This is a genomic window from Chryseobacterium sp. MEBOG06 (genome assembly GCF_021869765.1).
Taxonomy (GTDB): domain Bacteria; phylum Bacteroidota; class Bacteroidia; order Flavobacteriales; family Weeksellaceae; genus Chryseobacterium.
Genome location: NZ_CP084580.1, coordinates 2811901 through 2825589 on the forward strand (window position 1 = coordinate 2811901; position 13689 = coordinate 2825589).

A 13689-nucleotide genomic window follows, 5' to 3' on the forward strand; every position below is an offset into this window, starting at 1 on the left:
AGAGAGTTGTTATTATTTAATGGAAAGCTGATTTTTATATCTTTGCCGCAAAAATTAATAACCGATGAAAAAAATTTTATTACTGTTCTCAGTTTTGAGTGTAATACTTCTATTTTCACAGAAAAAGACTTCGGAAAACAATTCATACTATTTTTACGAAAACAAAGGCCAGATCATTGATCAGGACGGGAAAGAAAATAGAGATGTGAAATACCTCTTTCATTCCAACGGGCTGAATGTACAGCTTCGCTCCGGCGGGTTTTCTTATGATGTATATGAAGTAAGGAAAACAGCTAATTCCAACTTCTTGCAAAAAAAAGAAAATATTCTTCCCAATCCTAAGCTCTATAATACTGATGAATTCATTTATGAAAAAATGAATCACAGAATAGATATTGAACTTTTAGGTTCCAATAAAAAAGCGATTATCACAGCAGAGGGCAGATCCAGGGATTATGAAAACTATTATAACCTTCCCAATAATTCTAAGGGTATAACTAACGTGCATCGCTATCAAAAAGTAAAATACAAGAATATATACCCAAATATAGACCTGGTATTCTTCAAACCCAAGGATACTTTAAAACCCATTGAATATAATTTCCTCATCAATCCGGGCGGAAAGGTTTCAGATATAAAAATGAAATTCAATGGTTCTCCTGCCTTAATCAAAGACGGTAAACTAACCATGGCTGTAAGGTTTGGCGAGATTCATGAAGATATTCCCAACAGCTGGATTGCAGGGAGTATTCAGAAAAACATTGATGTTACTTTTAAAGATTTTGGAAACCAAACTTTTGGCTTTACTACTCCAATCAATACTTCAAATAAAATGATCGTCATAGATCCTGTACCTACAAGAATATGGGGAAGCTATGCAGGAGGCTATGGGGATGAATATGGAAAAATGAAGACAGATATTCAAAATACAGGTTATTTACATGGAACAACTACCAGTACAACAAACTTTGCAACATCAGGAACATATCAGCAAAATTTAGCAGGAAATTTCGATGCTTTTTTAATGAAAATAAATAAAGATGGTCAAAGGCTGTGGGGAACATACTACGGTTTTGGAATGACGGATGGATTTATGGATGTTGATTTTGATGAAAGCTTTAATATTTTTGCGGGAGGAACTGTTCAAAGGGGGCCATATAACGAAAATATTGTTTTAACAAAATTCAATAGTAACGGAAGTCTCGTATTTGAAAAGGAATTTGTTTCAAGCAGACAAGATGAGCTTTATACTGTTTCTTATAACCAAAATCATGTATATATTGGCGGAGATGCTTTCAGTCCAGATTTTCCTACAGTAAATGCAATGCAGCCTACAAAATCTACTCCTATAGGATATACAGACGGTATTTTAGCCTCTTTAAATTCCACCACGGGCAGCGTTGACTGGGCAACTTATTTTGGACGGAGTGATGGTTCTACGTCTATTTTTCACATTTTCTCTTCTGTTAATGATCTGGAGATTATTGGAGCTACACAATCTTCAACCATTCCTATGGTTAATGCTTTCCAGTCTGTAAAAGGCGGTGAATCTGATGGTATTTACTTAAAAATGTCAAAATCCGGAAATAACATTCTCAGATCAAGCTATTACGGCAATTCAGGGTCTGAATTAGTATGGAAAGCAAGAATTGTTAATAATACTTTGATTCTTGCCGGAAAATACTCTACACCAGCGTCTTATATGGGACAACCAGGTGTATGGCGTGTGGATTTAGCCACCAATGCAATTACAAAAAGCTACTTTAATTTTACCGGAGACCCTCAGATATTAGCCTATCCAGACACTTCCGGTAATGTCTTCTTTACAGGACTGCATTCAAACGGACAGCCCGACATATCCACTCCGGGGGCATATATGGGAATGCCGGCCATGTATATTTCAACATTCTTAATTAAATACAATCAAAACGATGTAAAAGAATGGGGAACTTATTATAAAGGAAATGGAGCTACACAATTAGGTCTGGTAACAAAAGATGAAGACGGCGCTATTTATCTTACCGGAATGTCAAGTGGAAACTCTTCCGGTATTGCAACTCCCGGAACATTCCAACAATCACAAGGCGGTGGTAATGATATGTTTATTGCAAAATTTCAAGACTGTACTTCCGCGGCAGTAGTTACTTCCAATTCTCCGGTATGTCCTAATAACACGGTTCAGCTCAATGCTACAGGAGGGACAACTTACCATTGGACCGGACCCAACGGCTTTACATCAAATCTGCAAAATCCTACTATTCCCAATGCTGCAGCGGCAAGCTCAGGAAATTATACATGCCAGGTTTCCGGCTCCGGAGCCTGTGACGGTAGTTTTACGGTAAATGTTGTCGTAGGCGATGCTATTGCCCCCGTTCCTAATACTTTCAGCTTAGCAGATATCTCAGGAGACTGCCATACAGTAATCACCAATTTCCCAACCGCTACGGATAATTGCGCAGGAACAATTACTGCAACAACAACGGATCCACTATCCTATTCAATTCCCGGAAACTATATTGTCCATTGGACTTATAATGATGGTAATGGAAATACTGCAAGTCAAAATCAAAATATAATTGTTACATCACCTTCTCTTCCGGTCGCAACTAACTTAAATCAAACTTTCTGCGCTACCAGTAATCCAAAAATATTAGATATTCAGGTTACAGGTCAGAATTTAAAATGGTATGATGCTGCGGGAACAGTCTTGCCGGTAACAACACCTCTTGTGAACGGACAGACTTATTATACTTCCCAAACGATCAATGGCTGCGAAAGCAACAAAATTGCAGTTCAGGTAACGGTAAATACCACTTCTAAGCCAAGTGCAAATGCTAACCAGGATTTCTGTGCTTCTGCCAATCCTACATTAGAAAAATTGATCATAACAGGGGTTTCACTGATATTTTATAATGCTGCGGGGACTGTATTACCTGTAACTACTCCACTTATCCATGGGCAGACCTACTATGTAACTCAAACTATCAATAACTGTGAGTCTGAAAAAATGGCCATCACGGTAACACTTTCTTTAGGCAATGTTCCCGCAAAAGGTTTTGCAGACACATTTTGTAATGATACTACCGGAAATACAATGACGGTTAATCTTCATAATTATGACGCCAGTATCATTAACAATCCGGGCAGTTATATTATCACGTATACTGATGGAGCAGGAAACCCTATAGCCAACCCATCTGCTTATATTATGAATACAGGATCATCACTTATATATGTAAAAGTAGCTACAACAGATGGATGTTTTAAAGTGGTAAGACTGGATCTGACTATCAATCCAAAACCTTTTGTTAACCTTCCTGAAAAACTGGATTTCTGTCAGGGAAAGTCAGTTATTCTGGATGCAGGATCAGGATTTAAATCTTATCTGTGGAATACCGGCGCTACCACTCAAACCATTACAGTATCAGTTCCCGGAACATATTCGGTAAAGGTCACCAATAATTTTGGATGTGAAAACAGCAGCTCTACGCAGGTTACCTATTCATTACTAGCTCATATTGTATCGATAAATATTACTAATAACACCGCTACAGTTATCCTTTCCGCATCCGGAAACTATGAGTATTCTCTGGATAATGCTACATGGCAGGACTCTAATATATTTACCAATTTAACAATGGGAGAATACACGGTGTATGTGAGAACAAAGTCCGGCTGTTACATCGGGCAGAAAAATTTCTCTATATTTAATATTCCTAATGCTATAAGCCCTAATGGGGACGGAGTGAATGACACATGGAAAATATCAGGACTGGAAAATTATCCGGGAACAGAAGTTTATTTATATGACAGACAAGGCGTCATAATTTATAAAGAAATTATAAACAAGAAACCCTTCCAATGGGATGGCAAATATGATTCACAGCCTGTGGCTACAGGAAATTACTGGTATATCATCAAAGTTTCTGATGGAAGAATATACAACGGCTGGCTTCTCATCAAAAACAGATAGCAACAAAAAAGAGCAGAAAATTCTGCTCTTTTTATTTTTTATAGTAATTTGATTTTGTCTTCTAAAATATCAATGATCTTATCCTTATAAAGTCCGCCGATAGCCTTTTTAAAATTCTTTTTGCTCATATTCAGCTCATCTTTGATTTCTTCAGGAGTTGATTTATCTGACACATAGAGAAGGCCGTAATTTTCTTCTAGCTTATTCAGAATTTTTTGCTTGAATTCATCAATATTCTCAAAACCAACCGGCTGAAGGGAAATATCAATTTTACCATCTTCACGGATATCTTTTATATATCCTGTCTCCTCTGATAAAGGATATAATTTTTTAAAAACATCAGAAGCATATATCAAACCGATATACTGTTTATTGATTACCACATTCCAGCCCAATTCGCTTTCATTCATCATTAGAAGATCTACTTTGTCTCCTTTTTTGAACGGAAGATCCTGATATTGTGGATTTCTTTTGAATTTTGTGGTTCCTGTAATCAGCCCCATCTCTTCCTCCACGTAGATATAAACCAGATATCTTTTTCCTTCGATAATTTTGGTTTTCTGCTGCTTATAAGGGATAAATAAATCTTTGATGATTCCCCAGTCCATAAATGCACCACTTGGAAGGCTCTGTACACAGCCCATTACGGCGAACTCACCTACTTCAGCCAAAGGAATTTCAGTAGTAGCTTTTAATTTGTCGTCATCCTGATACACGAAAACCTCAACCTCTTCTCCTGTTTCTTTTTCTTCCTGGATGAAAATTTTGGGCAGAAAAGCTTTCTCGCCGGATTCGTCCACGAGCATCCATCCTGAATTGATTTTTTCTGAAATTTTTAAAGTCTGAGTTTTTCCGAGTTGCATTGATGATAAAATTAGCTGACAAAGGTACGGAAATTTGAAGATGTCAACCTAGTTAATACTGTTATAATCTTTCTAAGACTCACTTTATCTTTCATAAAACCTGCAAAACGTGTACATTTGAATAAAGAAACGCTCAAAAATATGAAAAAATATTTTGTACTGACTTTAATCTTCTGTCTAATCTTCTCCAAAGCTCAGGTATTGAAGAAAACAGCAGTTAATCTTGCCTACCGTTATACAGGAAGAAACGTACTGCAGGCCGGATTAGAATATAGATTTGGTGATGGTAATTATAAATCTATCATTATTGGCCCTTCCATTCTATATACCCGTATCAACGAGACAGATAAATTTATTCCGGAAGCAAATATTAATTTTCTCAATAACGGAATGATGTTTGGTATATCCGCGAACCAGTATTCATTGGAGCCTAGACTTGGCATTTCATTATTCAATGTTTTCTTTATCAATACAGGATATGCTTTTCCTATTCAAAGAGATAAATACTTTAAAGGGGTAACCTTTGGGATACAATTCAATATTGCTCCAAATAATACAAAATTTTACGACCGGATGAAGATGATGTAAGAAGGATAAGTTTTAGCTTAGGCTGGTCTTTGTGATAAATAATAAATGGACTTAAAGCCCGTCTGTATTACATTTTATCAGATTTAGGTTAGAGAACCTTCATGTATTTGTACATCTTCTTCAAACCTAATTTTTCAAAAATCAGTTTCCATTTTGATAACGAAAAAGGAGAAACCTGATGGTCTCTCCTTTTTATATTGAATGATTAAGTCTCCTAATCAAATTTTACATATGGATTGGTCTTTTTCCTGTAGCATCCAATGCAGCTTCTTTAATAGCTTCTGCATATGTTGGGTGAGCATGAGAACTTCTTGCAATATCTTCAGCACTTGCACGGAATTCCATCGCAATTACTCCTTCTGCAATAAGGTCAGCAGCTCTTGCACCTATAATATGCATTCCTAAAACCTCATCCGTTTTTTCGTCAGCAATGATCTTCACAAGACCATCGATATCACCACTTGCACGGCTTCTTCCTAATGCTCTCATTGGGAACGAACCCACTTTATAAGCGACACCTTCCTCTTTCAGCTGCTCTTCAGTTTTACCTACTCCGGCAACTTCCGGCCATGTATAAACAACACCAGGAATTAAATTATAATTGATGTGCGGCTTTTGCCCTGCTAATGTTTCAGCAACAAAAACACCTTCTTCTTCAGCTTTGTGAGCTAACATTGCGCCTTTGATAACATCTCCGATAGCATAGATATTAGCAACATTAGTCTGTAAGTGGTCGTTTACTTTCACTCTTCCTCTTTCGTCAAGCTCTACTCCCGCCTTTTCAAGACCAAGACCATCTGTATAAGGTCTTCTTCCTACAGAAACCAGACAGTAATCTCCTTCTACTACTACTTCTTCACCTTTTTTATCTTTAGCAGTAATTTTTACGGTATCACCGTTTCTTTCAACCGCAGAAACCGCAGTAGAAAGCATAAACTTCATACCCTGTTTTTTAAGAACTTTAGTCAATTCCTTGCTTAAAGCTCCATCCATTCCAGGGATGATTTTATCCATAAATTCAACAACAGTTACCTGAGCTCCTAATCTTAGGTATACAGAACCTAATTCTAATCCGATAACTCCACCTCCGATTACTACTAAATGTTTAGGAATTTCTTTAAGGTTTAAAGCTTCTGTAGAAGTAATCACTCTTTCTTTATCTAAAGAGATGAAAGGTAAAGCGGTTGGTTTAGAACCTGTTGCAATAATTGTATATTTGGATTCTACTGTTTCAGAAGAACCGTCGTTTTTTGTGATTTTAATCTGAGTTCCAGATTCAAAGCTTCCTAATCCTTCAAAAACAGTGATTTTATTTTTGTTCATCAGGTAATTGATCCCGTCTGTATTCTGTTTTACCACTTCATTCTTACGCTCAATCATTCTGGCAATATCTGCCTGAGGCTCATTGATGATAATTCCGTGGCCTGCAAAATTGTGTTTTGCATTTTCGAAATGTTCAGAGCTGTCAAGAAGCGCTTTTGACGGAATACATCCAACGTTAAGACAAGTTCCGCCTAAAGTTGAATATTTTTCAATAATTGCTGTTTTGAAACCTAATTGAGCTGCACGGATCGCAGCTACATATCCTCCAGGACCAGAACCTATTACGGTAACATCGAATTGACTCATGTTATTGTATGAATTTGTTTATTATTATCTATCTTAATTCTCACAAATTTACATATAAATTACCAAGCACCAAAGTGAGTTTTATCAATTTTAAAAATGATAATTATATGCTTTAGTTTTATGAAAATTGTTATTTTATGAGCTTTATATTTCCCTCACCGTCCTCCTTCAAATAAATTGCGCCAAAACAAATGGTTTTTCAGCTAATATTATAAACTCACATCCAGTTTTCCCTGCCCAAATGCACCGGTAGTTTCAAAAAAAGAACCGCCATACACATACCATTCAAGGCTTTCCAGATATTCTACTGCGTTTTCCGAAGTGATCTGTGAACGGTCTTTTTTCGACACTATTCCTTTGTACCATCTTCCTGATTTGGAGAAGCTTTCATATTCCACAAAATAATGAATCCATATTCTCTGGCACAACTTGCACTGTTGAATCGTTACCTCTCCGTATCTTCCATTAGCATGATCTGTACCTAATTCCGAGCTTCTATACTCAGTATAATTAGAGTCAGGTTTTTCACAAGCGCATCCTATTTGGGGAATTTTATTCATTTACATCTATTTTATCAGATCCAAATCTAAGAAAATAAAACTGCATGAAACAAATGACATGGTCATATTACTTCATGAGATCCAGCAAAACTTTCTCATATTCATCTAATATAATATTCTTTGAAAACCTGGATTTAATTGAATTTTTTATAGCGTCTCTGTTATAGTTATTTTGAAGTACTTTTATAATCTGCTGGGCAAAACCGTCATAATTTTCAATATCTGCAACTTCACCATTTACATTGTTCTGGATAATCTCATTAATCCCTCCCGGGCAGTTATTGGCTAGTGAATAGGTTCCACAGGCTCCTGCTTCCAGAAGAACGTTGGGAAAACCTTCATATCTTGAAGAAAGGACAAATAAATCAGCATACTTCAGATACTGATAGGGATTATCCTGTCTGCCATGGAAAATAACTTTTTTCAATCCTAAAAGTTCTTTTGTCTGCAGGAGAAGCTCTTTATCTTTTCCGTCACCCAGAATATGAAGCATGATGTTTTCATTTTTCAGTCTTGAAAAAACCTTCAACAGATTATCAAAACCTTTTCTGGAAGATAAATTGCCGATTGCAACCACGTTCTTATAATTGTATTTGAAACATTCGGGTTTTAAAGACAATGCTATTTTATCCTCAATAAAATCAAAATCTACAGGGTTATTGATCTTAACAATTTTTTTCTTTTTAATATTAAAATTATCAACAAGATCATACATCATATCATCACTTTGCGCAATAATTCGCTGATAATTATTGTAAAAATTATAGAAAAATTTAATCTCTTTACGGGTTACATGCTGGGTAACCACATTGGTTTCTCTGGCTATAAATTTTGTTCTTGGAAACAGTTTGATAAATAGCGACAAGTAAGCATTCACTTCCCCAAAACCGGAAAACACAATATCAGGTTTTCTTCTGTAGATCTCTCCTAAAATTGGCTTTAATGAATGTCTGATTCTCTCAGTATTGATATCTATGATTTCAATATCTTTTTTCAGGAAATTAAGATATCCGCCTTTTTTACGTAACAGCAAAATCTTTGGCTCAAACCGATCTCTGGAAAGATGATTCGCTATAGTGGTAACAATTCTTTCAGCACCCCCGGTTTCTAAGTCCGGCAGGATAAATATTACTGATATCTTTTTCATTAGTTAAAGTTACTAAAAACTTTCATTATGAGTCAAATATTGAGACGCTGAAGATTGCTTATAAGCAAAATTTAATCCTTCTTAAAAGTGAAATACTATTCAATATTATGTTGGAATAATGCAAAACTTTGTCTGCGATAAAATTGAAAGTGTTCTTTTATTCATTGCAAATAAGATCCTCACTCTTTCTTTGCTGGAAATCTTTGATTTTCCAGCGTCTTATATATTCATAGTAAGATCAATTCTTTGCGCCTTTGCGTGTTCCAATATTTAATAATTATTCAAAAAAATATTTTCATTTAGTTGACAAACAACAAAAAAAAATTATTATGGAATAACAAAGTTGGAACATATACAATAAAAAGCTCCCTTTTTTCAAAGAGAGCTTTTAATATTTTTTTTAAAACGTCCTTAGTTAGCTACATCACTGATAAATTTAATTCTCAGCATTCTCACTTCTTCATCAGAAAGTTCATCTCCGAACTCATCAAGTAGTACTTTCATACTATCACTTTCGGATTCATTCATGAATTCCATGAAGCCATCCACAATATCTTCATCAAAATTATCTTCAATATAATAATCGATATTCAACTTCGTTCCCTGGTATACAATACGCTCCATTTCTTTCAGAAGCTCATCCATAGAAAGATTTTTAGCTCTTGCAATGTCTTCAAGATCGATTTTTTTATCTGTACTCTGGATAATGAAGACCTTGTGGCTTGATTTATTGGCCACCTGTTTCAGTACCATATCCTGGGTACGTTCTATATTATTATCCTCAACATATGTTTTGATATAATCGGCAAATTCCTTCCCGTATTTTTTAGCTTTTCCTTCCCCTACTCCATAGATTTTATTGATTTCATCTACACTTGTTGGGTACTGAACTGTCATATCTTCCAAACTTGGATCCATAAACACAGTATAAGGAGGAATTCCATGTTTTTTGGCAACTTTTTTCCTTAGCTCTTTGAGTAGATTAAAAAGGTTCTGATCAAGACTTCCATTAGCCTGCTGCTGTACCTGGTCACTCTCTGCTTTGGCTTGTGTAAGATCAAATTCTCTGTCTTCAGCTATTAAGAAATTCTCTTTGGATTTACCATTCAGAAAATTTCTTCCTTTTTCGGTAATCTTTAGAACACCATAGGTTTCAATATCTTTCTGTAAATAACTCTGAACCGTTGCCTGTCTCAGAATCGTTTTCCAATAATTATCTTTTTCTTCTTTTCCAAAGCCAAAATAAGAGCTTTGCTCAAGTTTATAAGATTTTGTCACTGCATTTTCCTTTCCTACAATAACAGAAATAAGGTCTTTGGACTTAAATTTTTCTCCGGTGTCATTAATCAGTTCCAGAGATTTCTTTAAATCTAAAGTAGCATCTTTTAATTTTGGGGGATTGGATGAATTGTCACACATATTCGCACCAGCTCCTTTCACCGGATCAAAGTTCTCACCAAAGTAACACAGAATATACTGTCTTCTGCTCATAGAAGTTTCAGCATAGCCTACTACTTCATTCAGCAGCTGCAATCCTATTTCTCTTTCAGAAACAGGTTTTTGTGCCAGGAATTTTTCTAATTTTTCAATATCTTTCGGATCATAGAATGCCAGGCAGTGTCCTTCTCCACCATCTCTTCCTGCTCTTCCCGTTTCCTGGTAGTAGCTTTCCAATGATTTAGGAAAATCATAATGAATCACAAATCGTACGTCCGGCTTGTCAATTCCCATTCCGAAAGCAATGGTAGCTACAATAACATCTACTTCTTCCATCAGAAATTTATCCTGATTGGCTACTCTCACTTTCTGATCAAGACCGGCATGGTAAGGAAGTGCGTTGATTCCATTCACCTGCAGAAGCTGGGCAAATTCTTCAACTTTTCTTCGGCTCAGGCAATACACGATCCCTGATTTCCCTTTATGCTGATTGATAAATTTAACGATCTCCCTGTCTACATTGATTTTAGGACATACCTCATAATATAGATTTGGCCGGTTAAAGCTCTCTTTAAACACCAACGCATTCGTCATTCCTAAAGTTTTCTGGATATCATCCTGAACTTTAGGGGTTGCCGTTGCTGTTAAAGCAATCACCGGTACGTTGGCGATTTTATCTATAATCTGTTTCAGATTTCTGTACTCTGGCCTGAAATCATGTCCCCACTCCGAAATACAGTGTGCTTCATCAATAGCAAAGAATGAAATCTTCACATCTTTCAAAAACTCCAGATAATCATCTTTAATTAATGATTCAGGAGCTACATACAGGAGCTTGGTTTTGCCGCTTTTTATGTCGTCAAAAACCTGTTTGGTCTGCGTCTTATTCAATGATGAATTCAATACATGTGCTACCCCATCATCCGATGAAAGGCCATTCACTGCATCTACCTGATTCTTCATCAACGCTATTAGGGGTGAAACGACTATTGCCGTACCTTCCGAAATAAGTGCCGGAAGTTGATAACATAATGATTTTCCACCTCCCGTAGGCATCAAAACAAAAATATCCTTCCCATTCAATAGGTTATCTATAATTTGTTCCTGCTGGCCCTTAAATGTAGAAAACCCAAAATACTTTTTCAATTCGCCTGATAAATTGGCTTTTTTTGCGCTCATCTAATTTTCTATTGCTAAATTTGCATGTCACCCAAAGTTATAACATTTCTGCTTAAAATAAAAGCGAACGAATTTATAAAAAATAAAACTTATATTAAATATTCTTTTTAAAATATAACGTTTTTTAAGAACTTTTTTGTATACCTTATCATCATAAAATGGATAGAACTAACATTGTATCAATTGCTAAAAGCACTTTAGAGATAGAAATTTCTGAACTTGAAAAATTAAAAAACAGAATTGATGACCAGTTTGCCCAGGCAGTAGAGATTATTCATTCAGCAAAAGGGAAGCTGATTGTAGTAGGAATAGGAAAATCTGCCCATGTCGGCAATAAGATTGTTGCAACTCTTAACTCTACGGGAACACCTTCTCAATTTTTACACGCTTCGGAGGCTATTCATGGAGATCTGGGAGTGATCCAGAAACAGGATGTTGTTTTGTGCATCTCCAATTCCGGAAACTCTCCTGAAATAGCGAATCTTGTTCCTTACTTAAGGGATTATTCTTCGGCATTAATCGGAATGACGGGAAATAAGAACAGTAAATTAGCTGAATTTTCAGAGTTTGTCTTAGATACCCATGTGGATGTTGAAGCTTGTCCTAATAAACTTGCACCAACAAGTTCCACAACAATTCAGATGGCCCTGGGTGATGCTCTTGCAGTTGCTTTGATGGAACTCAATGATTTTAAAGCTAATGATTTTGCCAGATACCACCCCGGAGGGAGCTTAGGAAAAAACCTCACCTCTAAAGTGGAACAATTCCTTTCTTCACAGAAGCCTCAGGTAACAGAAGATGCTTCAATAAGAGATGTTATCATCTCCATCAGTGCATCAAGCCACGGAATCACAGTAGTTACCCGTGAGGATCAGATCATTGGAGTCATCACAGACGGCGATCTGAGAAGGATGCTGATGAAGGAAGAAGATATCAGTAAAGTATTTGCAAAAGATATTATGTCTGCCTACCCAAGAACCGTAGAAAAAGGTGCACTAGCTAAAGAAGCGATGAAAATTCTAAAAGAAAACAATATCGGGCAGCTGGTAGTGACAGAAAACGGAAAGTATTTCGGAATTATAGATCTGCATAAACTTTTAGACGAAGGAATTAATTAGAAATCTGAAGTTTGAAGTAATTAAGATAGAATGGCTCATCAGAATTTTTTATTGTAAAAAATGAATATTAAAGAAAGGGGATATGACTTCAGTTTATATAAACGGCAATAATTTAAATTTCAAACATCAGACATTTATCTAAATATTTCATAAATTTGTCACTTTAAAAAATTTATTCTGTGAGTGAAGGTAAAGACATGTCCTTTCTAGGGCATATTGGAGAATTAAGAGGGCACCTGATCCGCTCAATTATTGCTATAGTAGTTGCTGCATTTGTGGTTGGTTTCAATATCAACTGGATTATGGACCATATCTTTTTTGGCCCAACGAGGAATGATTTCCCTACTTTCAGAGTTGTGAATCACTTTTCGAGAATGATTCTGGGAGAAGACAGTATTCATCTTCCAAAAGAGTTCCCAGTACGTGTACAAAGACTATATCAGCAATTCAATGTGATGATGGCGGTTTCTGTTTTTGGCGGAATGGTAGCGGCATTTCCATATATTGTATGGGAGTTGTGGCGTTTTATTGGTCCTGCTTTGCATCCAAGAGAGAGAAAGAACTCCATCTATATTATTAATTCGGTATGGATCCTTTTCATGACCGGAGTCCTATGTGGTTATTTCTTAATCCTTCCATTTGCTGTTAACTTTGGAGTGATCTTCAAAATTTCGGATATTATAGTTCCACTATATGACTTAAGTGATTACACTACTTTATTCCTGCAGGTAGTTTTAGGTATGGGGATTATTTTCCTTTTTCCTATTCTTATCTATTTCCTTACAAGCATAGGAATTCTTACTCCTGCATTTATGAAGACCTATCGCCGTCATGCAATTGTTTTGATCATGATTGTTGCTGCGATTATTACTCCGGCAGATGTTTTAAGCATGATAATGGCCGCACTTCCACTGCTTGTGTTGTATGAGTTCAGTATTATGATGTGTACATTCACCTATAAAAAAGTACAGAAAAATAACGGAACCCTTCCTGCTGTAAAGGAATAACAAAAAAACAAAAGGCTATTATATAGAAATAATTTATTTAATAACCTCCCCTAATCAAATACAGGTGCTAATTTCCCACTCGGGAGGTTAGCACTTTTTTTTGATTTCCATAGTACTACCTGTTTTTTCACTAAAAGACAGGAAACAAAAAGAAGATGAATCATTCTAAAAATTAACTTTAAGAACAG

At 36.0% G+C, this 13689-nt stretch carries 9 protein-coding genes; 4 read left to right on the top strand and 5 right to left on the bottom strand.

Annotated elements, in window-relative coordinates; translation table 11 throughout:
* The first annotated feature begins 64 nt into the window (after positions 1 to 64).
* Positions 65 to 3973, top strand: a complete 3909-nt coding sequence (locus LF887_RS12925; protein ID WP_236854618.1) for a T9SS type B sorting domain-containing protein — start codon at positions 65 to 67, stop codon at positions 3971 to 3973.
* 38 nt (positions 3974 to 4011) lie between these two features.
* Here LF887_RS12925 and LF887_RS12930 read toward each other — a convergent pair whose 3' ends face one another.
* Complete coding sequence (locus LF887_RS12930; RefSeq protein ID WP_236854619.1) at positions 4012 to 4836, bottom strand: S1 RNA-binding domain-containing protein; 825 nt, start codon at positions 4834 to 4836, stop codon at positions 4012 to 4014.
* Between the two features lie 141 nt (positions 4837 to 4977).
* Here LF887_RS12930 and LF887_RS12935 point away from each other — a divergent pair, with 141 nt between their 5' ends.
* Positions 4978 to 5424 carry a hypothetical protein gene (locus LF887_RS12935; RefSeq protein WP_236854621.1) on the top strand — a complete coding sequence of 149 codons (447 nt, stop codon included), beginning with the start codon at positions 4978 to 4980 and terminating at the stop codon, positions 5422 to 5424.
* A gap of 225 nt (positions 5425 to 5649) precedes the next feature.
* Here the strand turns inward: LF887_RS12935 and lpdA are convergent, their stop codons facing one another.
* From lpdA to recQ, 4 genes are all read right to left on the bottom strand, one after another.
* Entirely contained in the window at positions 5650 to 7053 is a 1404-nt protein-coding gene (gene lpdA / locus LF887_RS12940) for a dihydrolipoyl dehydrogenase (RefSeq protein WP_236854623.1), read from the bottom strand.
* 209 nt (positions 7054 to 7262) lie between these two features.
* Positions 7263 to 7613 (bottom strand): hypothetical protein, encoded by a 351-nt coding sequence (locus LF887_RS12945; protein WP_236854624.1) that lies wholly within the window; start codon positions 7611 to 7613, stop codon positions 7263 to 7265.
* 67 nt (positions 7614 to 7680) lie between these two features.
* Entirely contained in the window at positions 7681 to 8760 is a 1080-nt protein-coding gene (locus LF887_RS12950) for a glycosyltransferase (RefSeq protein WP_236854626.1), read from the bottom strand.
* A 411-nt stretch (positions 8761 to 9171) separates the two neighbouring features.
* On the bottom strand, positions 9172 to 11376 hold the full coding sequence (gene recQ / locus LF887_RS12955; protein ID WP_236854627.1) for a DNA helicase RecQ: 2205 nt from the start codon (positions 11374 to 11376) through the stop codon (positions 9172 to 9174).
* Positions 11377 to 11534: 158 nt separating this feature from the next.
* Between recQ and LF887_RS12960 the strand changes: the two genes are divergently transcribed.
* Both LF887_RS12960 and tatC read left to right on the top strand, forming a co-directional pair.
* On the top strand, positions 11535 to 12494 hold the full coding sequence (locus LF887_RS12960) for an SIS domain-containing protein (protein ID WP_236854628.1): 960 nt from the start codon (positions 11535 to 11537) through the stop codon (positions 12492 to 12494).
* A gap of 179 nt (positions 12495 to 12673) precedes the next feature.
* A complete protein-coding gene (tatC, locus tag LF887_RS12965; protein ID WP_236854629.1) occupies positions 12674 to 13501 on the top strand; it encodes a twin-arginine translocase subunit TatC in 828 nt (275 codons plus the stop codon).
* The last annotated feature ends 188 nt before the right edge of the window (positions 13502 to 13689 follow it).

Coding starts and splice junctions, on each gene's coding strand:
- LF887_RS12945 (WP_236854624.1), bottom strand. CDS start 7,613: ATGAATAAAATTCCCCAAATAGGATGCGCTTGTGAAAAACCTGACTCT.
- LF887_RS12930 (WP_236854619.1), bottom strand. CDS start 4,836: ATGCAACTCGGAAAAACTCAGACTTTAAAAATTTCAGAAAAAATCAAT.
- LF887_RS12925 (WP_236854618.1), top strand. CDS start 65: ATGAAAAAAATTTTATTACTGTTCTCAGTTTTGAGTGTAATACTTCTA.
- LF887_RS12935 (WP_236854621.1), top strand. CDS start 4,978: ATGAAAAAATATTTTGTACTGACTTTAATCTTCTGTCTAATCTTCTCC.
- recQ (WP_236854627.1), bottom strand. CDS start 11,376: ATGAGCGCAAAAAAAGCCAATTTATCAGGCGAATTGAAAAAGTATTTT.
- lpdA (WP_236854623.1), bottom strand. CDS start 7,053: ATGAGTCAATTCGATGTTACCGTAATAGGTTCTGGTCCTGGAGGATAT.
- LF887_RS12950 (WP_236854626.1), bottom strand. CDS start 8,760: ATGAAAAAGATATCAGTAATATTTATCCTGCCGGACTTAGAAACCGGG.
- LF887_RS12960 (WP_236854628.1), top strand. CDS start 11,535: ATGGATAGAACTAACATTGTATCAATTGCTAAAAGCACTTTAGAGATA.